This window comes from Pseudoalteromonas shioyasakiensis (genome assembly GCF_024518675.1).
In the GTDB taxonomy this organism is placed as follows: Bacteria; Pseudomonadota; Gammaproteobacteria; order Enterobacterales; family Alteromonadaceae; genus Pseudoalteromonas; species Pseudoalteromonas shioyasakiensis_B.
The window spans coordinates 960,523-984,725 of sequence record NZ_JANIGL010000001.1 but is presented as its reverse complement, the minus strand read 5'-3'; the positions used below and the strand labels follow the sequence as shown (position 1 = coordinate 984,725).

The following is a 24,203-nucleotide window of genomic DNA, read 5'->3' as shown; positions in this document are numbered from 1 at the left end:
GAGCATGTTTTAGTGAATTTTAGATTCTACGGTTATTTACCCTTCGACACTCACTGCTTGTAAAGATTCGCTTTGGTAGCAACCAAGCACACGCACATATTGTGTGTGTTCTTTAAGTTGTTCTAAGGCATGTTGTACATGGTTATCAACCAAGTTCGCCTCTAAATCAACATAGAATACTTCTTCCCAAGGATTACCTGGCACTGGGCGAGACTCTAATTTAACTAAATTGATGTTATGTTCTTTGAAAATCATTAGTGCGTCGGCCAATGAACCGGCTTGTTGCTTAGTGGCCATAATCAAACTGGTTTTTGTTGGAATTTGTTTTGACACTTGAAGTGGTTGACGAGCGACGACTATGAATCGACTGTGATTTTCACGCTGGTTGGCAAGGCCTGATTTTAGTACTTCTAACCCGACATATTTACCCGCTTGCGCAGAGCCGATAGCAGCGCTATTAGGCGTATCAAGGGCTGATTGTAAAGCGCTTGCAGTTGAATCGCAGGTTTCGTGGTGGATGTCGCCTAAGCCTTGTAAAAAACGGCTACATTGAGCAAAAGGTTGTGGGTGAGCAAAAATTTTAGTTAATTGGCTAAGCTCAGTATCTGGCGTGGCTAATAAACAATGCTCAACGCTATGTGTAACTTCACCAACAATCGATACCTGCGCATGTTGTAGTAAATCAAATACTTCATTAATACTACCTGAGCTGGTATTTTCGATAGGTAATAAACCAAAATCCGCCTGACCACTTTCTACACTGCCGGTGATTTGTTCAAAGCTGACACAGCCTAACTCGACTAATTTTCCTGGGCGACGGCTAAAATACTTATGACACGCTAACTGACTGTAGGTGCCTTGACCCCCTAAATAAGCAACGCGATGGGTTTCGCTCATTGCATCAGGGTTCAAGTTTTTTTGCAGCATGGCTTGTTGGTTTAGCACTGAATCTTCTAAAATTGTTTGGAACACGTTATTGACATAATACGCATCTAAACCCAAAGACTTACCGTAACCAATGAGCTTCTCAAGTAAAGCTTGCTCACGTGCTTCATCACGAATAGGCTTGTTATTAGCTATTTTATATTCGACTACGCCATGGCTAATACGTCGGCGTTTAGCTAGTAACACTAACAGGTCTGAATCAATTTCATTGATATCATGTCGAAGTGAATTTAGTACATCATTTGTCATTTGGGTTCCTCATTCCAAAAGTTACCTGTAAAGGTAAAAACAAAAAAGCCTCCCACTTGGGAGGCTTTGCTATTCGGTTGATTTAATCTCGCAAACAGGTAAGCCTCTTCTAGTTAATAAAGAAAAAGAAGCTAAAAAAAGAGAATTTGAAAAGCGAGAATTTTATATTCATTGCTTAAATGTATGGAGACTAGGCTATAAAGTCAACACTCTATTGTCTTTAATCAGGCAATTGCTGGAGATTATGCTTAAAACTGAGTTTTTTTATCAATATTCACAAAAAATTTATAAAACTAAATAGGGATCTGGTATATTTCTTAGTGTGGATTCAAATAATAACAATTATTAATAAATAAGGTTGGCTTGTGGTGTATAGACGCCCACCATCGCGTTTTGGTGTTAATTCATTAAGTATGAAACTGTCGCTGCTAATTTCAGCGATTTGTTTGATCGCTGGTATTTGTGCTGCAGCACTGATGCTTAAATCAGAAGAAAAACAGCTGGTGTTTGAAGAGCACGAAGTGTTAAAGCTCTCCAGTGAACGTTTAAGTCAGCAATTTAATAACTTGGTGAAAACCAAAGTGAATATTGCTGAACAAGCAAATACTGTAGCATCGAGTCAGCTATTTTATAACTCATCACAATTGGCAAACAGCCAAAACGCTGAACTGAGTTTTGATGCCGACGGCAGCATTCGCAGTGCCTCAGAAGACGGTTTATCGGCGGCTTTTTTACCGCAACAAGCATTTACTCCTTTTTATAAAAAACTAATTAATGACTCTGAATCATTATGGAAAATAGTTTCACCTACCTTGATCCAAGACTTTTTTAATTTTTACCTCATTTCAAAAGATAACTTTATCCGCATTGCGCCCCCTAATTGGGCTCTAAATGTGGCGGGTGAGTATCAATTTACTAAAAGCGACAGTTTTAATTACGCACAAGAAGCGCTCAACCCAACCCGCGAAGCGGTGTGGTCGAAAGTGTATTATGATGAAATTTGGCACAAATGGGTGATTAGTGTGTTGGTGCCAATTTATATCAATAATGAATTTTTTGGCGTTACTGGCAGCGATTTAGCTTTAGAAACCTTGATATCGCAGTTGCCGATGGGCGATAACGATCAGCACTTATTTGTATTTGATAGCAGAGGCCATTTACTTGCGCACCCTAAATTGACAAAAAATAAGTATGAACACTATGGTCAAGAAGGAAAACCTTTACGCAGTAGTGACTTCGTCAATGATGATTTACAAACACTTATAAACCAAACAATTAGAATGAAACTGCCAAAAAATGCTGATTCATTTATTCAAGATGGTGAAACCCATATTATAAATATCCGTAAAGTCGAGCATCTTGACTGGTATATCGGTATATATAAAAAACGCTCCTCTGCGTTATCTGCATTACAAGAACTTAAAGTTAAGTTTTTTGGTTTGTTTATTCTGTACGCAATCTTAGTCGCCTTATTATTACATCAAGCTTTGTATCAGCTTGTTTTACGTCGTATTCATTCATTGGTACATGCTGTAACCAGCTTTGGTAAAGGGCATTTGCAGATTGAGTTTCCAAAAGAAAACAAAGATGAAATAGGCACCCTGAATGGTTCATTTCGTGATATGGCGGTTGAAATTCGTAAGCTTATCGATGGTTTAAATCAACGTATTACGGAAAAAGAAATTGCTGAAAAGGCTGCCAATCGTTTATCTAAAGCAGTTGCGTTTTCGGGTACTGGAGTGGTGATAACCGATCATAATTTTGTTATCGAATATGTAAACCCCAAGATGCTTGAAATGACCAGTTTTACTGAAAAGCATTTTATGCAATCGCCGCTGTTAAGCATTATAGCTGATGAAATGGCTATTCTGGTCGATGATATAGACATAGACCTGCGCAGCCGAAATTACTGGCGGGGTGATACATTATTACAAGGGTTAGATAAAGCCCCAATATGGGTATCTTTGAGTATTTCGCCTATTCGTGAAGAGGGTGGGGAGATCACCAGTTATGTGGCATCCGCTCAGGATATTTCGTTCGTAAAAGAAAGTCAGCGTAAGATGGAGCAACTGGCATACTTTGATACTTTGACAGGGCTTGCAAACCGTACTTTCTTTAGAATGCAATTACGTAAATCCATGGCGCTCGCTGAGCGCGGGCATTATGCCTTTGCTCTGTTTTATTTTGATTTAGATGAATTTAAGCGTATCAACGATACCTTAGGGCACGATGCGGGTGATCAGCTGCTTGTTGAAGTCGCAAATCGCTTGAAAAAACGCTTACGTGCTGAAGACACCATTGCACGTTTAGGTGGTGATGAATTTGCCGTATTGCTCAGTGGTATCGAGCGCCAAGAGCATGCAAGTGAAGTAGCAAATACAATTCAAAACACGCTAAACCAACCTATTATGTTGGGCAACAACGAAGTTATCATCAGTGCCAGTATTGGTATTACAATGGCACCCTGTGATAGCCAAGAAGAAGACCAGTTATTAAAGCACGCAGACTTAGCTATGTATGAAGCAAAAGCGAAAGGACGTAATACTTTTCACTTCTACAGCCAAGAGCTCAATGCTGCTGCAAATGAACGCTTGTTTATTGAAAATGAGCTGCGTTTAGCGATTAAAGAACGTCAGTTTGAGCTTTACTACCAGCCGCAGGTTGATTGTCGTACACAACAAGTAACAGGTTACGAGGCACTTATTCGTTGGTTCCACCCATCTGAAGGCATGATCCCACCCACTAAGTTTATTCCGATAGCGGAAGCGACGGGGCTTATTGTTGAATTAGGCGCTTGGGTGTTACAAGAAGCGTGTGAATTTGCTGCACGGTTAGCTAAACAAGGGCGAGAAAATAATATTTCTATTAATCTGTCTGCAAGACAATTTAAAGATGCCAATTTAGTGCCATTGCTTGCCTCTATTATAGAGCAGACACAAGTACCGGCAAAACGTTTACACTTAGAGCTCACTGAGAGTATGTTAATGGGTAATGTTGAGGCCGCAATTTCTCAGCTGCATCAATTAAAAGCCTTGGGTATATCGATATCAATTGATGACTTTGGTACCGGCTATTCCTCGTTAAGTTATTTAAAGCGATTCCCGGTTGATATTTTAAAAGTGGACCGTTCATTTGTAAAAGATATCCCGGATGATCCAAATGATATGGAAATTACTGCCGCTATTATTGCTATGGCACAAAAGCTTAAGTTAGATGTTGTTGCTGAAGGAGTAGAAACAATTGAGCAGGTGGAGTTTTTACAAAACAATAACTGCTTTATTGTTCAAGGTTATTATTATAGCCCACCTGTCGCTGAAAAAGAGCTGCCAAAGCTGTTTGAAAGACTAAGTACCACACTGTAGTTAGCAGAAATAACAAAGGCACCTCAGGTGCCTTTGTTATTTTGCTTTATAAAATATATTTAACCAATTGCTGGGATGACTCCAGCCATTTGTAACCCTTGCGCACCAATGATTAATACACCGCATAACCCCGCAATTGCAAGGCCGACATTACCTCCGCTGACTGCGTAGCCTGTGTGTTCGCTTTGTCGCTTTCGGTAAACCATAGCAACCGGTAAAAATACCGCCAAAACCACCAGTGCGATTGCTGCATATCCCAGTGCCATGATAAAGCCTTGAGGGTAAAACAAGGCAAAGCCTAAAGGGGGAATAAATGTGATTAAAGCTGTTTTGATACGGTCTTTAGAGCCGTCTCCTTTTTTAAATGCATCTGCAAAAAAATCAAACAGCCCTAAACTGACCCCCAAAAATGATGTCGCTAAGGCTAAATCAGCAAATAGGTTAACGGCTGTTGAAACTGCTGAATTATGAGCAATACTCGCGATGCTAGCCACAAAGCCGGGTAAACCTGTACTGGTTAAAAGCTCAGCTTGGCTCATCATGCCTTGGCTGATCAATTGCCAAAATATATAAATCACTAATGGTAGAGCAGCACCTGTGATCATCACTCGGCGCAGTGTTTTTATGTCTAAACCAACATATTTAACAATAGAGGGAATAGAGCCATGAAAACCAAAAGAAGTAAACACCACCGGAATTGCAGAGAGTATGAGCCCTTGCTCAATGGGCATTTCAAGTAAATGCTGGCCATGAACATAAGGCGTGAGCATGTAAAATAGGCTGGCAAGGACAATTATTTTTATACTAAACAGCACTCGGTTAAGTTTATCGACCTTACTCGTGCCAAGGGTAACAACGGTGCCAATAACCAGTGCAATAATAATCGAGCCAATTTGCGGCGCTAAAGTTAAATTGAGTCCGTTGTTTATTTTTTCTTGCAGTTGAGCTCCGCCCCCAGCGATATAGGCAGCACACAGTGCATAGAATAAAAACATAACGGAAAAATTAGCCACGTACTGACCCCGTTTACCAAGCCAAAATTTTGCTAAGGTATTTAACGTTGCATCTCGTTCGGCGTGCTGATGCAATTCAAGCATCAACAAGGCGGTGTAGGTCATTAACAGCCATGTTGCGATGATAAGGATAAGTGCGGTAGTAAAACCCAGTCCTGCACTTGCTATGGGTAGCGCTAACATCCCTGCGCCTATGGTGGTACCTGCAACAATTAACATGCTGCCTATTGTTTTATTTTTAAGCACTCTTTTGCCCCTGAAACTTCGTGAGAGGCAAGCAAGATATAACTAGTTGGCACAAACTTAAATAGTTTTGTTATAAATCAAAGAAAATAAATGTAACTTATGATTTACATGAACAATACAGTCGTCTATTTTTCATTAAAATTATCTGTTGACATATTAATCAACTCTGCTATTTCTATAGTTATATTAATAAATTTATCGGTCGATAATTACATGCAACTTACTAACCGAGTTCCTTCAACTTTGTGCCCATGGCTGAATCTTTCAGTGATGTGCTCATGTTTGGCGCGCGGTAAAGTATAGCTTTTATCTTTAACCGCGGTATAACGCGGTTAGAATCCTCTTATTTTCTTCAGTGTTGTACCGCTTCCATAAAGGAATAGTCGGGTGAACGTCAAAGTATTTTATTTTTTCATGGTGTTGATATGGTCAACAACACCACTAGGAATCGTATTTAGCAGCGAAACCGTTGCGCCAACCCTTGCTGTGCTCATGCGCATGCTTATTGGTCTGGTGTTGGCGGCGTTTGTGGTGTCGATTGCAAATGTGCGAATACCTTGGCACCGTCGTGCATGTTTTTTATATGGTTATTCAAGTATAGGTATTTATGGGGGCATGTTACTCAGTTATATGGCTGCGAAAACAGTGCCGTCGGGATTAATCTCTTTAACATTTGGTTTAGCACCGATTTTATCTGGGTTACTGGCTCAGCGGCTATTAAACGAACCTAAGTTTAGCAAAATAAAACTCATCTCTTTAGCGTGTGCTTTACTTGGTTTGTACTTAGTCAGTGAAAGGCATATTCAAGGCTCATTAATGCAAATGCAAGGGCTGTTGTATGTATTTTTGGCTGTCTGCTTTTTTAGTTTAAGTGGTGTCATGATCAAACGCGTTAAAATTGCGATACACCCTATGGCTACAACATTTGGTGCTTTGATATTTGTCACGCCGTTATTCTTTATTACATGGTGGCTCGTTGATGGTGAGCTCAACAGTGCAGTGTGGTCAGTAAAGTCACTCTGGTCAATTGCCTATTTAGGTGTGTTTGATTCTTTAATTGGTGCCCTTGCTTATTTTCACGTATTGCAAAAGCTAGCTGCAAGCACGGTAGCGTTAACTACGCTAATTACGCCGAGCTTTGCAATTGCTTTAGGGGCATGGTTAAACAATGAACCAGTGGATCTGCAACTTATAATAGGGGCGATAATTATATTGGTGAGTTTAGCAGTATTTCAATTTGGTGAAGGAGGCTTAGCTAAAAGAGGTAAGTTAAAAAACAAACCACTTAAAGTTTAGGGTCTGTTGACCTTTCAAGGTTAAATTTGCAGCAGCCTGTTTGGTATTTAGGCAAGGCAGAGCCTGTGTGGTGTGGTTTTCCCCATTAATAGGCGATAACGCAGCATCAATGCCAAACAGGCGCTGCCCTTCGGGTTCTGCCTAGGGGCGATTTACTCTTTGTTGCCTACATGGATGTAGGTAAGGGGCGTGAGCAGGACGCGGAAGTTTTACTCGGTTTTGACTTAGCCCACTAGGTTACAAACCTCGCGCCGCGATTAAACCGCTCCTAGCTTGAACAAATTTTAATCCGCAAAGGTCAACAGACCCTAACATTACATTTTTGCTATTTGAATCACTAAGCGGCGGTTTTTATCCCGGCCTAAAATATTGTCATTGGTTGCAACATGACGCTTTTCACCAAAGCCTTGTGTTTCAACTTTTGACTCGTCAATACCTAAACTGACCATGTAATCTTTAATTGCTTTGGCGCGTTTTTTCGATAACTCTAAGTTGTTCCAACGACCACCATAACTATCTGTGTATGAGTCGATAGAAATTGAAGCAATGCTAGTATCGTGCTTTAAATACTCGGCTATCTTATCTAAACGCTGCTGCGATGACTTCGTCAACTTACTAGTATTGGGTTGGTAGTTCATTACTGTAAATGAAATATCTTCAAAGCTGTATGGGAGTAACTCATCACGGCATTGTAAAAATGCCCAGTATGCTTGTTTAAAGTTAATGCTAGACAGGCCGACGGCAATTTTATCGGCACTATTTTGCCAGTCTTGGTAATAAAAAGTAGGGTAGTAGCCTTTTTCTAGCTCCGTGAGCATTTCCCATGCGGTTTTATTACCCAATTCACCGTCAAATTTTCGTAATAGTTTCATATTGGCAAGATCACGCGCTGGAAGGCCTGCTCGCCAAGCTGGAGGTACAGCCTTTAGTCCCGCTATGCTGTAATTGTCAGGCCTAACAACCATATCTAGGTTAAATAATACATCTTTGTTTTTGCTGGCTTGAGCACTGAAAACTGCTTCACCGTAGTAAGGAACTTCATGATTTAACTGACATTGTAAGCGAGTTGTTTTCACCACTTCCCATTGTGAGGTATCGGCATCTGCACTGTACTGACGCATCGCTGCGTCTGCCAAACTGGGCGAGAGTAAGGCAATTGTTGTGATACCAATTGATAAAAATGATAGCTTCACAGCAGGGGTTCTCCAACAATATTTACTTTAAGCTTGCCAATATTTTGGCTTAATCAGCAACTTAATTAAAGCCAGGCTATATGCAAGGGGCTCGAATATCTTAATCAATTAATACAAGCAATTAATATGCCCATAATTTATAGTAGAATAAATTTCGTAACCCTCTAGCCTAGAGGGCATCAACTTTGTCATAATAGAAGGCTTACATCCATAAACCAAGAAGACTATGGCAAATACTGAACAAACACTTTTCGCAAAACGCTTTCGCGGCTTTTTTCCTGTTGTAATTGACGTTGAAACGGCAGGCTTTAATAAAGAAACCGACGCGTTACTTGAAATTGCGGTATCTATTTTAAAAATGGATGACGAAGGCTTGTTAAGTATTGATCATACAGTTCATTTTCATGTTCAGCCATTTGAAGGTGCGAACATTGAACAAGCCGCAATAGAGTTTAACGGCATTGATCCTTTCTCTCCATTACGTGGCGCAGTGCCTGAAGACGAGGCAATCAAAGAAATTTGTAAAGCGGTTCGTAAAGCGCAAAAAGCGGCAGGCTGTCAGCGCTCTGTCGTGGTTGCGCATAATGCCGCTTTCGACCATGGCTTTTTAAATGCAGCCATTGCCCGTAATAATATTAAACGTACACCATTTCATCCGTTTGTTAGCTTTGATACAACATCATTAGCTGGGCTTGCGCTGGGTCAAACTGTACTCGCTAAGGCATGTCGTGCTGCTGGAATCGAATTTGACAACAAGCAAGCACATTCAGCACTGTATGATACCGAGCGTACTGCTGAATTATATTGCTTGATTGTCAATCGCTGGCAACAACTAGGCGGTTGGCCATTAGCGGAAGAAGTTGACGAAACCGAACAAGAAACATCAGACTCAGCCGCTAAAACGACTGAGTGATCTTGCCTTCGCTCATTTTGACTAAATGGGGCGGGTAAATCCGAGAAAAGTTTTTTGAATCTTTTGCTATTTTTAGCTCGACGCCAGGGTGCATGAGTTCATTAATTTTTACTCTACTAGTCGCTAATAGCTGCGCTATTTTTGTTTTCAGCAAATGTTTTTTACGTTTGGTATGGGCAATCCTAATATTTATTTGTTCTTCGCTGGCAGTTATTTTAGATAAAAACAACTGGCGTTTAGCTACGGCGGGTATTTTTACTGCTTTTTTTCGCGCTTGTTTGAGAGACGCAGCCTTCGTTGCTAATAGCTTCTCAAACTCAGAAACCTGAATTTGCTTTTGTCTTAGATCATGCCAATATTGTGCGAGGTACACTTTCGTTTTGGTTCCTGAAGGCGCACCTAATTCACCAGTTTCAATACGCATTGCATTGAGAATACTGCCCCCGATAATTTTACCTCGTGGATCATTGGTTTTACCCACTCTGATTAACCGCCTAGCACTTAAATCACAATGCAATGCTTGGCGCTCAATAAATAAATCTTGTTGCCCTGCAATAAAACAGTACTGAGCATAGCCAAGAGAAATAGTACGTTCTGCTTTTATTTTACACGTGAACACTTCGCCGTCTTCGCGCTTTCGACCAATGGCACCTAGCAAAACGGTGACTGCACTGGCGCTGTCAATTTCGCCAGATTCAACAAACCCAAGCACAGTCACGTCGCCACTGGCACGCACGCGCATACCATCTTTTATATCGCCACTGATAATAACACTGCCATCAAAATCAACATGGCCTGTGCCAATATCAACATTATCAAAACACAGTACATCATCCACACGCATACCCCGTGGTAATGCAACGGGTACACCTTTGCTATCGGCAATCAGTAAATTAGGGTTGTCCGGATCCAGTTTAGTGCCTTCAAAAGGCTGTAAAGGCAGATCTTTACCCGGACACGCAGGAATAATATCACCAAACACTGTGTATCCATCCTCACCCTCTGTTGCTGCAACCCGCTGCATTAAAGGAGTACCTGGCTTTACTGTGATGATGGCGCCTAAATCGCGCATATCAACTTTTCCGCCTTCTTTTGCCTGTGGACTTAAAACGCGGTCTTGTGCTGTTGAGCACAAACGGACAAACTTAGCGTCGCTGCCTTCTTTTGGTCTGCGGCCATGGGCCACAATGGCGCTGTATGAAACCCCGGCAGCTTTTTCAAACTGTGATCCTAAAAAACTATCTAAAGCACGTTGACTGATACCTTGGATAACGCCCGCCTCTAGTAATGCGTCTCTGGCATTATCCATAGACATTAATTGACCGCCGCGAGCTGTGGTCAAAGTCGCTTCTGCAACCATATTCTTTTCATCAATTTGAATGAGTATCGAAGCATCGATTGCGCGCGCAACGATAAGGGAGTCTGCTTGATAGTTATTGCTTGGCGAAAATAGTTTACCAATATTTGCGCTCACAACTTCAAAATCGGCATATTGCGATTGCTCAATTAGTTCAATCAATTGAGAGCTAGTAACGGGGAAGCCACTATCTTTTGGGTGCTTAGCCAACGCAACAAAGCCAGTTTGAGGATCATGGGTAAACAGCGACATTTATAATTTCCTTTAGAATATGCCTGTTATTATTATTTTTTAATCACCATTGCACTATACATACTAAAGTTAGCTAGCAGGTAGGTGATTTAACATACTATTTGACCATGATTTTATAAATTTGTTAAGTATTTGTTTGTTTAATTTATTGGAACTTTTGCTAATGGCTGTTTTATGCTTAATTTACCATCACTTAAACCATGTAACATAAATAAAGATTAGAAGAGTCTTGAGTATCAGCACCTTAGTCAGTTATACTGCTTGCACACTCTGAATGAGTTAACTAATTCAGGGGCTGATTAGGATTCGACGGAATTCAAGAAGCCCGAGGTGCATGTCGAGGTGCGGTTTGCCTCGTAAAAAAGCCGCAATTTAAAGTAATCGCAAACGACGATAACTACTCTCTAGCAGCTTAGGCTGGCTAGCGCTCCTTCCATGTATTCTTGTGGACTGGATTTTGGAGTGTCACCCTAACACCTGATCGCGACGGAAACCCTGGCCGGGGTTGAAGCGTTAAAACTAAGCGGCCTCGCCTTTACTTACCGTGTTTGTCCGGGACTTAAAGGTTAATTAAATGACAATACTAAACATGTAGTACCGACGGTCGAGGCTTTTCGGACGGGGGTTCAAATCCCCCCAGCTCCACCAATATCGGTTTTTAAATTCGTTGATTTAAAAACCCTAAAAACCCGCAAATTTGAGTAATCAAGTTTGCGGGTTTTTTTATGGCTGCTATAAAGCTGTTGTGTATTCAAAGGGGATAATTGTTAGCTCTTTAGGTACTCGTAACTTCTTTTGACTCATGGTAACTTTTCTAGCATGTTGTATTGCTAAGTTCTGTTACATGGAATTTGTGGCAGGTGATTTATTAACGCCGCTGAGTGCGGTTGAGCTTGTTATTTTATCGGCCTTTACGTCGATGGTTTCTGTGGCTAAGTTTAAAGCTATTTTTCGGGCTATTTTAACTCTGCTTGCGCTGCAATTAGCATGGCAAGGTATTCAAGCGATTTAGCCCAGAGTCTATATGACTCTAGGCATGAGGGACACTGAATAATTTAATGATCGTGTTGCTCAGCTTTAACACTTTTTACGTTACTTTCTGCAACTTTTTCAGTTGGTTTTGGGAGTAGCTTTTCAAGAGGCTGGTTACGCACACACATCAATACTTGGTTCATTGCTTGGCATGTTCCTGTTGCTTTTGCATCATGGCTTTCATAACTACAGGTTTGGTTTAATTGTTTTTCTTCACATGCCTGCCATGGAGCTTGAGTTCCATGTCCTGCATGGCTCAGCGTGGCAAACGATGTGGGTAATAGCAAACATGTGCTGAATAACTTGATTAAGAAATTGCTTTTCATTGTTTTCTCCTTGTTAGCGTGCGATTGCACCTTTAAAACAGCCAATAAACATGTTTTCAGCTACGTCTGCTGCGTGGTAATGATAGCCTCGGATATCGTCTGCATGACCGCGGCATTGATCTAGATCGCTGGGTTCATTACCATCAGCATTTAACATACCAAATATGCCAAAACCATCCAGTGCGTAGCCCATCATTGCGGCATGGCCATCAGATTGAACTTGGGTTTGGCTACAACCTGCTTCGCCATGATAATGATAACCTACTGCTAAATTGATATGGCCGGCACAATCATCAAAAGCGGCAATAGTATATGCACCTAGAATTGCATCAACAGGAGCGGGGGCTGCTAACTCAACACCGTTAAGTGCTACACCAACATTAGCATGGCCTACGCTGTTGCTTGAAGTGGTGATCACCGGTGTAATGGGGATTAAAAATGAGGCACTAATACCACCATCAACGTAATCAATTGAGCATTCTACACAATAATTTTGATATTGCTCTTCAACATTAGGGCGAGCCGCGCCATCACATGAAGCATAGGTGTCGGTAATATTAACTTTGCCTGTACCTTCATCATAAAGCTGCCAATGATCGTCGTTATAAAGCTCGGCTAAACTTACAATGAAATCACCAGTAATATCAAAAACTTCACCATTGCCATCAAACCAAATACCTGCTTCATCAGCGTTAGCGCTAATATTCGTAGGGCAAAATATACCAATATCATGATTTGCAGGTACTCCGGCGATGTTTATACGATAACAAGAGGATTCATCGCCATTAGTTAATGTACACGTTTCAGTCGTTATTTCTGATGCGAGGGCATTACTTTCGAAGATAAATGGGTCAACTTCAACAATAAGTGTACTTGCTGTTGAAGTTGCGTCTGTTTCCTCTGTGGTCGTTGAGCTGAGCGTACTATCTTCACTACCACAGCCTATTAATGCAATGAGTGTAAAAATACTTAACGCAATGTTACGACGCGATCGGTTGATCATAGTTGCTTACCTATTTATATGTTTATATCAAGGTAGCAATAAAAAGTGCAAAAATTGTGCATTAAATAAGGAAGTAATTATTTAGCGCAGTTATCCAACTAGAACGCAGAGTGAACAATGTTTTGGCTTAAGTCAAAGTTTGTGATGAGCTAAATTAACTTTCAGTATTACTTAAACATATCTACACCTAAAACTGGGTGATCATTATAGCTATTTCGGTACGGTAGTCGTGTGCAAATAAGCTGATCCGTACGGTGGTGTTATCCACGGTATAAAACAAAGTGCGGCGTATATTATCGCCAGTCGTTAAATCTGGTTTACCAAGTGCTTGTAGGTAAAAATCGTTTACTTCAGCAATTGATTGGCCAGAGTAGCCCGTCTGCACAAGCGGGTAATCATTAGCCACTTGAAGAGTGGGTTTAAAGTCATTCGGTAAAGGCACCGAGCTGAGATCTGCAACACTTGAAAATGCCGTAAACGTCAATGTTATGAGTGTAGTCATTATTATTTTATTCACACTGTTTCCTTTTAAAGCTAAATGTTAGTTCTGATTAAATTTTATTGCGTATCAAATCTCGTACTATAAAGCGTGCGGGGTGAATTGCTTGGCTTACTCGCTCACTAAGTGGGCTAGGCTCGTTGTTTAAGTTAGCTATTAAGTGCTCTGCAGCTAATGGGACGCTGCATAAGCCACGGGCGCCAAACCCTGTTAGTATGTGCAAGCCTTGTTGGGGCTTCTGTAACGGCTGATACTGGTAGCGTTTACCTAAGCGTAGATTGGCAAATGCACAAATGTAATCACTTCGCTCAGCCCATTCACCGGCCATTGGTAGGTGATCAATAAAACTGCATCTTACAGCAGCCTTAGCTGAATCGATAGCACCTAAGCTGGTTGCAAAATCGCGCTGCCCATAAAAACTAAGGAGCTGCTCTCGATTAGTTATATTGTCCTGCTCAGTAATGTCGCGACTTTTTGAATTTTTTTCAAACGTGGCACCCATACAATGCTTACCTTGATAAGCAGGCGTAAAATAACCTTTATGACAAAGTACTGTTTGTAGCTTACTTGATGCCTCACTTGCTTGTACATGGGATACTTGGCCACGCACTCCGACAATAGGCAGGTTTTCAGTCTGAGAAAAACGGTCACTGTGTTCACCCGCGCAAATAATGACATCAGTAAATGGGCCGAATTGCTCTTTGCCGCTTTTGAGTATCCAGCCATTTGCTGTTTTTTCAAGTGTATCAATATCACAATTAAAGTGACTTTGTATGTCTGACAGCGCGTGGGCTTGGTTAAATAGCGCGGTAACCAGTTGTGGTGGATTTACCCAACCTGCTAGAGGAAAATACACACCTGCGTAACCTGTAGCAACACCGGCTATTTTATCGCCTTGCTCGGGTGTTACTCCATGCATCAGCTCATTAGGCCACAGCTGCTTACTTTCAATATTTTGCTGGCGCTCGGCTAGTGGTTGTTTTACTGCATGTTGCAGCACACCACACCATTGATGGTCGTAGTTATACCCGTTTTTAGTTAACTGTTGGTATAATCGTTTGGCATATAAAAAGCTGTGAGCAAAAAATTCGCTATGTGGTGAGTTTTTTGCTTGAAGGTGGGGATAAACTGCTCCTTGCACATTATGCGAGGCACCCATTGCAAGTTGACTGTCTTGGCAAAATAGCTCGCTACTAATACCGCGCTTGGCCAAGCTATACAGTACCGCACTGCTGGCAATGCCACCGCCTATCACCGCAACATTATTTAACTGACTTGGTTGATGGGCAAAATAGGGAGGGGCAGAATGGGCAGCATTTGCTTGCGCTAACTTACCCGTTAGCATTTCTCGCTTGCGACCAAAACCTTTGGCTTTTTGTATCTCAAATCCTGCCTCTATTAATCCTCTTCGTACAAAGCCTGCTGCAGTAAAAGTGGCTAACGTTGCATTGCTACGAGAAATATCAACCATCAAGTTAAATAAACTTTGTTGCCACATATCGGGGTTTTTACTCGGCGCAAAGCCATCTAGGTACCACGCATCGATAACTCCCGATGATGCATAACTCATGCTGTTAATTGCGTCTTGTACATCGCCAAAATATAAATCAAGAATAACGCGACCATAATCAAACTCAAGACGATGGCAGCCAGCTAAGTTTATCGGGTAGTTCGCAACGAGTTGCTCACTCAATGATGCCAATTCGGGCCAAGCCTGTAAGGCTTTTGCCAAATCGGCTTTTTTCATTGGGTATTTTTCAAAAGAAATAAAATGTAAACGGTTAACGTTTTGTTGCTTTTGAACTTTATTCTCTTCATGCTGCCTATTAGCTAAGTGAAACTTAAATTGCTGCCAAGTATTAAGAAAGTTGAGCCCAGTACCAAAACCGGTTTCGCCAACAACAAAATGTGCTTGGTCATGATTTTGTAATCGTCTGGGAATATCATTTTGTTGATAGAACACGAAATTGGACTCTGCTAGACCGTCGTCGTTGGAGAAATACACGTCGTCGAAGTCATCTGCAACGGGAGTGCCTAGGTGATTAAAGTGAATATCAGCGTTTTTGATCATGGCATGCAATTAATTAAAGAGTACTTTTTTTCATTATTTTACGTGTTTTCTTTGAAATAGTCTGGCGTTATTTATAAGCTATACATTCAGAGTACATGTGTACGCTAGAAAGCTGACCACTTAGTTATAAAATTCAGCGTAAAATAGATCACAATTTAGTATCAAGCTAAGGTAATTACCCATGAGAAGAGCCGTTATTACGGGCATCGGTGTTGTTTCAAGCATCGGCAACAACAAAGAAGAAGTTTTAGAATCGTTAAAAGCAGGTAAAAGCGGCATTGCTTTTAACCAAGAATTTGCCGATTACAAGTTACGCAGTAATGTATCCGGTCAAATTGATATTGACGTTAAAGAGTTTGTTGACCGTAAAGCAATGCGCTTTATGGGCGATGCAGCTGCTTATTCTTACATTTCAATGCAACAAGCTATTGAAGATGCAGGTTTGTCTGATGAACAAGTGTCTAATGAACGTACTGGTCTATTAGTAGGCTCAGGTGGTGGTTCATCTAAATGGCAGGTTGAAGCGGCAGATATTTTACGTGAAAAAGGCGTAAAACGTGTTGGCCCTTACATGGTACCGCGTACCATGGCGAGCACCACATCAGCGTGTTTAGCGACGCCGTTTAAAATCAAAGGTGTTAACTACTCAATTAGCTCAGCATGTGCAACATCGGCACATTGTATTGGCCACGCTGTAGAGCAAATCCAGCTTGGTAAGCAAGATGTTATCTTCGCCGGTGGTGGTGAAGAGCTTCATTGGACCCTTGCTATGGAATTTGATGCAATGGGCGCGCTTTCTACTAAATACAACGAAACGCCAGAGCAAGCATCACGCACATACGATGCAAACCGTGATGGTTTTGTTATCTCTGGTGGCGGCGGTATCGTTGTTGTTGAAGAGCTTGAGCATGCACTGGCTCGTGGTGCGCATATTTATGCTGAAATTACCGGCTATGGCGCAACATCTGACGGCTACGACATGGTAGCACCATCGGGTGAAGGTGCTGCACGTTGTATGCGCCAAGCGATGCAAGGTCTTGAAGGTGGTATCGACTACTTAAATACTCATGGTACATCGACTCCGGTTGGTGATGTGAAAGAGTTAGGTGCTATTCAAGAAGTATTCGGTGGTAATTCACCGATGATCAGCGCTACAAAAGCAATGACAGGGCACGCTCTGGGTGCCGCAGGTGTACATGAAGCCATTTTCTCATTGCTTATGCTTGAGCATAGTTTCGTTGCGCCATCAATCAACATTGATGAGCTAGATGAACAAGCTGCCGGCCTAAACATTGTTACTGAGCGTAAAGACGTTGAGTTAAACACAGTAATGTCTAATAGCTTTGGTTTTGGTGGCACTAATGCCACACTCGTTATGAGTAAATATAAAGACTAATTAAAAGCTTGAATATATGAAAGCCGAGCTAACATGCTCGGCTTTTTCGTTTGTGCTAGTAGGGGGTTGTTCGTTACAATACCGCTCCTTTTGAGTAAACGAGTCCATTAATGAAGATACTTGCAGATCAAAATATGCCCTTAGTTGAACAATACTTTGCAGATCTAGGGCAGGTAGAGCGTTTTGATGGCCGAGCTTTGCAAAGCGATCAGTTAGTGGATGTGGATGTATTACTCACACGCTCTGTTACGCAAGTAAATGAGACACTTTTAAGTAAGGCTAATAAACTTAAATTTGTTGGCACTGCGACGATAGGTGTTGACCATATTGATACTGATTTACTTACCCAACGTGGTATAGCCTTTACCAGTGCTCCGGGCTGTAATGCCATTGCGGTTGCTGAATATGTTCTAAGCAGTATCTTTGCACTTGCACAAGAAAATGCCAGCACAGTGCTCGGTAAAACCATCGGTATTGTGGGGGTAGGTAGCATTGGTAGTTGCTTGCGAGAAAAGCTAGCTGCATTAGATGTGAATGTACTTCTTTGCGACCCACCTAAACACGAAGCTGGTTTACTGCCAGAGCATTGTGACTTTGACGAACTGCTCGCACAATCAGACATTGTTACTTTTCATGTGCCGTTAATTAAAACTGGCAAACACACTACACTACACTTGTTGGATAAAGCTCGATTACTGAGTTTAAAAAGTGGTACGACGCTGATTAACGCCAGTCGTGGTGATGTAATAGACAATCAAGCATTGCTTGAAGTTATGCAAGCTGGCGCTAAATTAGACTTAGTTATAGATGTCTGGGAAAACGAGCCGTTTATTTTATCTGAATTACTGGATTATGTGCGGTTATCAAGTGTTCATATTGCAGGACACACGTTGGAAGGTAAGGCGCGTGGGACCCAAATGCTGTATCAAACCTTGTGCCAAATCGAAGGTCTTACTGCAGACAAATCGTTAGCTGATTTTTTGCCGAAACCTTGTATTACTCAGGTTTCTTTAGAAGATACATTTACCCTTGCAGATCTAGGCCAGTTATTACACTTGGTGTATGACGTGCGTCGCGATGATGGAATTATGCGCCGTCATTTAGCGCAACATGGTTTTGATAGTCTTCGGAAAAATTACCCTATTCGGCGTGAGTTTAGCACTGTGAGCATCGCAGGTTCTGGTCACTATGCAGCACTTCTTGCGGCGTTAGGTTTTAACATTTTAGACAATGGCCAGACTGGCGATTGTTAATAGAGGAATAAATATGTCACAAAAATACAATGTTGCTGTACTCGGTGCGACGGGTTTAGTTGGTCGCCAAATAATTGAAACTTTAGAAGATCGTAAGTTTCCTGTTGATCAATTATTTTTATTAGCAAGTAGCCGCAGCGCCGGCGAAGATATTAAGTTTCGCGGTGAAAATATAGAAGTACAAGATGTAGAAGGCTTTGATTTTAGCCAAGCCCATATTGGCTTATTCTCAGCCGGTGGCAGTGTATCAGAAATGTATGCGCCAATTGCTGCAGAGGCAGGCTGTGTTGTTATTGATAACACCTCTCACTTTCGTAATGACTTTGAAGTTCCACTAGTGGTGCCTGAAGTAAATGCTGCAAGCTTAGCTGACTTTAGGAATCGTAATATTATCGCTAACCCTAATTGTTCAACGATACAAATGATGGTGGCGTTAAAGCCTATTTATGATGCATATGGTATTGATCGTATTAATGTATCAACTTACCAGGCTGTTTCGGGTGCAGGTAAAGAAGCTGTTGATGAGTTAGCTAAACAAACAGCTAACTTAATGAATGCAAGACCAATGGAGAATGAAATATTTCCTAAACAAATTGCTTTTAATGTGATCCCGCAAATTGATACTTTTGAAGAAAATGGTTATACCCGCGAAGAAATGAAAATGGTTAACGAAACCCATAAAATTCTGGGTGATAGCACCGTTGCAGTTAATCCAACTTGCGTGAGAGTGCCTGTCTTTTTTGGTCATTCAGAAGCAATCAGTATAGAAACGCGAATGCCGTATGACTTTGAGCATGTAAAACAGTTGCTAAATGATGCGCCAGGACTTGAGCTTATTGAAGATGAAGGCGATTACCCAACGGCGGTTTCGGATGCAAGTGGTAACGACACTGTCTATGTAGGGCGCTTACGCCAGGATATTTCTCATCCTCATGGATTAAATATGTGGGTTGTTAGTGATAATACTCGCAAAGGGGCTGCGACCAATAGCGTACAAATAGCTGAAGAATTAGTTGCTAACTACCTTTAATAATATATTGAAAGCGGCATTTTTGCCGCTTTTTACTTTTTAACTGCCAAATATTTGCCGCAACGTGACTAAAAGCGTATAAACTTAACTATAACAATAAAAAAATCTTCCTGCCGATTAAGTTTAAGCTATTATGTTTCAAGCTGTTGCAATAGATATTAGCACTTACCTAGTTTATAGTTTGTAACTGGAATAGAGCTTGCAGGAAAATTTAATTAACTATTAATTTATGTGAGTTATTTCGCTAAGAGATAGCCAATGTTGAAGCGCTTATATCCGATGTATACTGGCGCTGCGTTAACATTTAAACACTAAAGGATCAGCATGCGCGGTTTAGCAAGACTTTTTTTATTAGCGTCTGCATTGGTGGTAACACCAGTTTACAGCCAAGATGGTGCCCAATTAAAAGGGCCTAAAGGCGTTGATTATGGCGTTCAAGGACGCTCAATTGGGCCAATAAAACCGACAGATACACTCTGGCGTATTGCTGCTAAGGTGCGCCAAGATAATTCAGTGAGTATTTACCAAGTCATGCAGGCCTTGTATGACAAAAACCCTGACTCATTTTTAGATCAAAACCTCAATCATATGCGCGATGGCGCATACTTAAAAATCCCAACCCTTGCTGAGATCCGCAGTGTAAATCCAGCGCTTGCAAAACAACGCTCCGAGCAAGATGATGAACTATGGGAAAAGAAAAAGAACGGCACGCTAACAAAAAGCGAAATCGCAGCATCACAGAAAAAAGTAACGCAAGCCCGAAAGGTGGACGTTGATGAAGCTAAGCAAGAGCTCAAGCAAGAAATAAAGACTATAAAAACTGAACAGGGAACTCAACTGGTTGAGCTGCAAAACCAATTTAAGTCATCAGTACAAAACGTTGAAGAAATCTTAGTTGAGAACAACAAGCTTAAAGAGCAGTTAACCGGAATTTCTAAAGAACTAGAGAATGTTCGTAATCAACTTGGCCAAGATAGCGAAATTCAACAACAACTCAAAGAACTCATTGCAAAACAAAATGAAATAATCGAGCAACAAAAAGCAAAAAAGATTGAAGAGGACAGTGGGTTTGACTTTGCTGCGCTGTTAAATAACCCAATTGTTCTCATATTGCTTATGACAATCCCTGCATTGTTAATTATTTTTGCTGTGGTGATGTTCTTACGTAAGCGAAGTAATAAAGAAGAACAAAGTGATGATGACGATGAGTTTTTACCGCAGAGTCCAACTTATCCGGAAGAAAATGATCTGGATATAGCCCCTTCACTTGACCCAATCATCCCTGATCCTGTTGATGATGAGTTGGATGATTTAGGCGTTCAGCTTGATGATAATTTAGAAAGTGACATCTTACCTGATGACGATGATATTATTTTTGACGATAACATTGATGACTCTTTTGAAGAGGGCGAAAGCCTTTTAGATCAAGATGAGCTAGATAGTTTATTAAGTGATGATATTGTATTTGACGATGAAAAAACCCAAGAAGACGACGATGAATTAGACATTTTCTTGCAGCAGGATTTTGATCAAGCTGATGATAACAGTGTCGGTGATGACATTGATTTAGACGCAGATAAAAGCGACGGTGATATTTTAAGTGCCGACGATCTAGACGACTTATTTGCGAATGAAGACGATTCAGATGTTTCTAACGAGCAATCAGATAATGATAAATCGGGTTCTGATGATGAACTTGCTGCTTTGAGTGAAGAGCTCGCTGATGAAGATGACGACTTTGATATCGACAGTCTAATTGATGAAGCAGCTGCACCTGAAGCAGAGCCAGAACAAGCCACTGAACTTGTAGAAGAAGACGATGATTTTGATTTAGATGACATCGACAGTCTAATTGATGAAGCGGCTACACCTGAGGCTGAGCCAGAACCTGCAACAGAATTAGTTGAAGAAGACGATGATTTTGATTTAGATGATATCGACAGTCTGATTGATGAAGCGGCTACACCTGAGCCAGAACCTGAAACAGAATTAGTTGAAGAAGACGATGATTTTGATTTAGATGACATCGACAGTTTAATTGATGAAGCGGCTGCACCTGAGGCAGAGCCAGCCACTGAATTGGTTGAAGAAGACGATGACTTTGATTTAGATGATATCGACAGTCTAATTGATGAAGCGGCCGCCCCTGAGGCAGAGCCAGAACCAGCCACTGAATTAGTTGAAGAAGACGATGACTTTGATTTAGATGATATCGACAGTCTAATTGATGAAGCGGCTGCACCTGAGGCAGAGACAGAACCAGCCACTGAACTGGTTGAAGAAGACGATGACTTTGATTTAGATGACATCGACACTCTAATTGATGACGCGGCTGCACCTGAGTCTGAGCCAGAACCAGCTACTGAACAGGTTGAAGAAGACGATGACTTTGATTTAGATGATATCGACAGTTTAATTGATGACGCGGCTGCCCCTGAGGCAGAGCCAGAACCAGCCACTGAATTAGTTGAAGAAGACGATGACTTTGATTTAGATGACATCGACAGTCTAATTGATGAAGCGGCTGCATCTGAGTCTGAGCCAGAACCGGCCACTGAATTAGTTGAAGAAGACGATGACTTTGATTTAGATGATATTGAAGAGCTTGCTAACGACCGTAGTTCAGAACTTGATGATGCCTTAGCTGATTCAATCGAGGATTTATCAGGTGCAACAGATGAGCTTGATGTTGATGATGTAGAGAGCATCGCGTCTTCATTGACAGATGAGCCAGAGCTTGAAGACGAGCCAGAACTCGAAGAAGAGCCAGAACTCGAAGATGAACCTGAGCTTGAAGAAGAGCCAGAGCTTGCAGACGAGCCAGAACTCGAAGATGAACCTGAGCTTGAAGAAGAGCCAGAGCTTGCAGACGAGCCTGAGCTTGAAGAAGAGCCAGAGCTTGAAGAAGAACCAGAACTCGAAGAAGAGCCAGAGCTTGAAGACGAACCAGAACTCGAAGAAGAGCCAGAGCTTGAAGAAGAGCCAGAACTTGAAGAAGAGCCAAAACTCGAAGATGAGCTAGAGCTTGAAGAAGAGCCAGAACTCGAAGAAGAACCAGAACTTGAAGAAGAGCCTGAGCTTGCAGAAGAGTCAGAGCTTGAAGACGAACTAGAGCTTGCAGACGAGCCAGAGCTTGCAGAAGAGCCAGAGCTTGAAGAAGAGCCAGAGCTTGAAGATGACCCATCAGAAGTAATGATGGATGAAGAAGATTTATTAGATGAATATGATGATCCATCTTTAAAAAGTGTTGATGAATTATTAAATGAGCTACAACAAGAAGATGATTATGTACCAACACCAGAGTGGTCTGATGTTGACGATCTTAATAAAGAATTAAATGCTGCGCTCGATGATGAAGTCGAAGAAGTTGAAATTGATTTAGGTGATGATCCGCTTGCAGATGAACAGCCCGCGCCTGATTTAGAGCACGAAAGTGAAGAGTTAGAAAGTGAAGCCGTCACACCAAGCGAGGAGCTTGAAGCGTATCCGGAGTTAGAGCTAGATGAGGATCTTGTAGATCAGCCGGAAATTGAAAGTAATGAATTGATGCCAAGCCAAGCTGAACAAGATTTAGCCAATGCTATGGCGGGTGGTCAAGAGCTGGATAATTTAGAGCAAGATTTTGATGACGAGCAGTTAATCGAAGATGAGTTGCTTGATGATGTATTGCTAGATAACCCTGCAGAAGTTGATGAATCGCCAGCGCCTGAGGCTGCCCAACCGGATACATCAACAGATGCCGAGGAAACCCATACAGCTGATACTGATGACTTTGAGCCGACTGAAGCAGAAAGCTCGCAGTCGGATTTGCAGCAAAGCCAGGCAGAAAGTGATTTAGCTAATGCCATGGCAAGTGAGCAAAACTTAGACAGTTTAGATCAAGATTTTGATGATGAACCCTTAATCGGTGATGAGTTACTTGCGGATGATCAAGATAACGCTGAAAGTGCAGAGCCTGTTAAGCATGAGCCAACATTTAATAGTCACGATGTTGACAGTGATGAACTAAATGAAGAGTTACTAAGTGATTCAAATCGTGTCGATGTAGCCAATGAGTTAGAAAGCACAATTGATGAAAGTAACCTTTCTGATGATCAGCTTGATGATGAGTTTATGGCTGATCTTACGCAAACTGATTTTGATGCCTTACTTAGTGAGCTTGCAGAGCCAGAGCCAATTGATCTTGATGATAGCGCTGAATTTGATGTTGATTTTAATGCATTACTTAGTGAGGATTTAGCACAGCTTGACGAATTAACTGATGATGAGCCTACGGCAGCAACCGCTGAGCCTACGCAAGGTGTTGATGATGAATTTGTCGATATAGACTCACTCATTGAACAAAGTGATGACGCGAACCCTGAGCATGAACCGTATGACGAGGTTGATATGGATGTTGGCTTAGGTGAATTTGACGCTTTATTAGCTGGTGATAACCCAACTGATGTTGACTTAGAAAGCGGTGGTTATTCTGCTAAGTTAGATTTAGCTCGCGCTTATATTGAAATTGATGATATGGATTCAGCATTGGAGGCAATCGAAGAGGTTATTGCCAATGGCCCTGAAGAAGTACAACAAGAAGCACAAAGTTTAAAAGCTAAATTAGTGTAAAAATAAATAGATACTAAAAAGGGCATGAGCGTAAGTTTATGCCCTTTTTTATTTTAAGCCTTAAGCATACATAACGTGCTTATTTGTACGAGTGACTTTTATTAGATTGCTATATAGCATAAAATGCCCCGTTCATTAGCACAGTAGGTAAAGCAG

Annotated in this window: 16 protein-coding genes and 1 other RNA gene; 9 read left to right on the top strand and 8 right to left on the bottom strand. The window is 41.4% G+C overall.

What is annotated here, in order from left to right:
- Positions 1 to 36: 36 nt before the first annotated feature.
- A complete protein-coding gene (locus NQT69_RS04240) occupies positions 37 to 1,194 on the bottom strand; it encodes a chorismate mutase (protein ID WP_256826452.1) in 1,158 nt (385 codons plus the stop codon).
- Between the two features lie 365 nt (positions 1,195 to 1,559).
- Here NQT69_RS04240 and NQT69_RS04235 point away from each other — a divergent pair, with 365 nt between their 5' ends.
- Positions 1,560 to 4,556 carry a bifunctional diguanylate cyclase/phosphodiesterase gene (locus NQT69_RS04235; protein WP_256826451.1) on the top strand — a complete coding sequence of 999 codons (2,997 nt, stop codon included), beginning with the start codon at positions 1,560 to 1,562 and terminating at the stop codon, positions 4,554 to 4,556.
- A gap of 59 nt (positions 4,557 to 4,615) precedes the next feature.
- Here the strand turns inward: NQT69_RS04235 and NQT69_RS04230 are convergent, their stop codons facing one another.
- On the bottom strand, positions 4,616 to 5,815 hold the full coding sequence (locus NQT69_RS04230) for an aromatic amino acid transport family protein (protein ID WP_256826450.1): 1,200 nt from the start codon (positions 5,813 to 5,815) through the stop codon (positions 4,616 to 4,618).
- Positions 5,816 to 6,202: 387 nt separating this feature from the next.
- Between NQT69_RS04230 and NQT69_RS04225 the strand changes: the two genes are divergently transcribed.
- On the top strand, positions 6,203 to 7,111 hold the full coding sequence (locus tag NQT69_RS04225) for a DMT family transporter (protein ID WP_256826449.1): 909 nt from the start codon (positions 6,203 to 6,205) through the stop codon (positions 7,109 to 7,111).
- Between the two features lie 314 nt (positions 7,112 to 7,425).
- Here NQT69_RS04225 and NQT69_RS04220 read toward each other — a convergent pair whose 3' ends face one another.
- Entirely contained in the window at positions 7,426 to 8,304 is an 879-nt protein-coding gene (locus NQT69_RS04220; protein ID WP_256826448.1) for a flagellar protein MotY, read from the bottom strand.
- 226 nt (positions 8,305 to 8,530) lie between these two features.
- Here NQT69_RS04220 and rnt point away from each other — a divergent pair, with 226 nt between their 5' ends.
- On the top strand, positions 8,531 to 9,217 hold the full coding sequence (gene rnt / locus NQT69_RS04215; protein ID WP_256826447.1) for a ribonuclease T: 687 nt from the start codon (positions 8,531 to 8,533) through the stop codon (positions 9,215 to 9,217).
- On the opposite strand, the gene NQT69_RS04210 is transcribed toward rnt, so the two are convergent.
- The gene (locus NQT69_RS04210; RefSeq protein WP_256826446.1) at positions 9,201 to 10,826 is read right to left on the bottom strand and encodes a DUF342 domain-containing protein; all 1,626 of its coding nucleotides are present in this window, start codon (positions 10,824 to 10,826) and stop codon (positions 9,201 to 9,203) included. The genes rnt and NQT69_RS04210 overlap by 17 nt on opposite strands.
- 291 nt (positions 10,827 to 11,117) lie before the next feature.
- Between NQT69_RS04210 and ssrA the strand changes: the two genes are divergently transcribed.
- Positions 11,118 to 11,474, top strand: a transfer-messenger RNA (tmRNA) gene (gene ssrA, locus NQT69_RS04205).
- Positions 11,475 to 11,670: 196 nt separating this feature from the next.
- On the top strand, positions 11,671 to 11,838 hold the full coding sequence (locus NQT69_RS04200) for a hypothetical protein (protein WP_256826445.1): 168 nt from the start codon (positions 11,671 to 11,673) through the stop codon (positions 11,836 to 11,838).
- A gap of 43 nt (positions 11,839 to 11,881) precedes the next feature.
- On the opposite strand, the gene NQT69_RS04195 is transcribed toward NQT69_RS04200, so the two are convergent.
- The 4 genes from NQT69_RS04195 to mnmC form a co-directional block, all read right to left on the bottom strand.
- Complete coding sequence (locus NQT69_RS04195) at positions 11,882 to 12,184, bottom strand: hypothetical protein (RefSeq protein ID WP_256826444.1); 303 nt, start codon at positions 12,182 to 12,184, stop codon at positions 11,882 to 11,884.
- A gap of 13 nt (positions 12,185 to 12,197) precedes the next feature.
- On the bottom strand, positions 12,198 to 13,187 hold the full coding sequence (locus NQT69_RS04190; RefSeq protein WP_256826443.1) for a YHYH protein: 990 nt from the start codon (positions 13,185 to 13,187) through the stop codon (positions 12,198 to 12,200).
- Between the two features lie 187 nt (positions 13,188 to 13,374).
- The gene (locus tag NQT69_RS04185) at positions 13,375 to 13,704 is read right to left on the bottom strand and encodes a hypothetical protein (RefSeq protein ID WP_256826442.1); all 330 of its coding nucleotides are present in this window, start codon (positions 13,702 to 13,704) and stop codon (positions 13,375 to 13,377) included.
- Between the two features lie 34 nt (positions 13,705 to 13,738).
- On the bottom strand, positions 13,739 to 15,757 hold the full coding sequence (mnmC, locus tag NQT69_RS04180; protein WP_256826441.1) for a bifunctional tRNA (5-methylaminomethyl-2-thiouridine)(34)-methyltransferase MnmD/FAD-dependent 5-carboxymethylaminomethyl-2-thiouridine(34) oxidoreductase MnmC: 2,019 nt from the start codon (positions 15,755 to 15,757) through the stop codon (positions 13,739 to 13,741).
- Positions 15,758 to 15,938: 181 nt separating this feature from the next.
- Here mnmC and fabB point away from each other — a divergent pair, with 181 nt between their 5' ends.
- From fabB to NQT69_RS04160, 4 genes are all read left to right on the top strand, one after another.
- On the top strand, positions 15,939 to 17,153 hold the full coding sequence (fabB, locus tag NQT69_RS04175; RefSeq protein ID WP_256826440.1) for a beta-ketoacyl-ACP synthase I: 1,215 nt from the start codon (positions 15,939 to 15,941) through the stop codon (positions 17,151 to 17,153).
- Between the two features lie 110 nt (positions 17,154 to 17,263).
- The gene (locus tag NQT69_RS04170; RefSeq protein ID WP_256826439.1) at positions 17,264 to 18,406 is read left to right on the top strand and encodes a 4-phosphoerythronate dehydrogenase; all 1,143 of its coding nucleotides are present in this window, start codon (positions 17,264 to 17,266) and stop codon (positions 18,404 to 18,406) included.
- A gap of 13 nt (positions 18,407 to 18,419) precedes the next feature.
- A complete protein-coding gene (locus NQT69_RS04165) occupies positions 18,420 to 19,436 on the top strand; it encodes an aspartate-semialdehyde dehydrogenase (protein WP_256826438.1) in 1,017 nt (338 codons plus the stop codon).
- A 324-nt stretch (positions 19,437 to 19,760) separates the two neighbouring features.
- The gene (locus tag NQT69_RS04160) at positions 19,761 to 24,047 is read left to right on the top strand and encodes a FimV/HubP family polar landmark protein (protein WP_256826437.1); all 4,287 of its coding nucleotides are present in this window, start codon (positions 19,761 to 19,763) and stop codon (positions 24,045 to 24,047) included.
- The last annotated feature ends 156 nt before the right edge of the window (positions 24,048 to 24,203 follow it).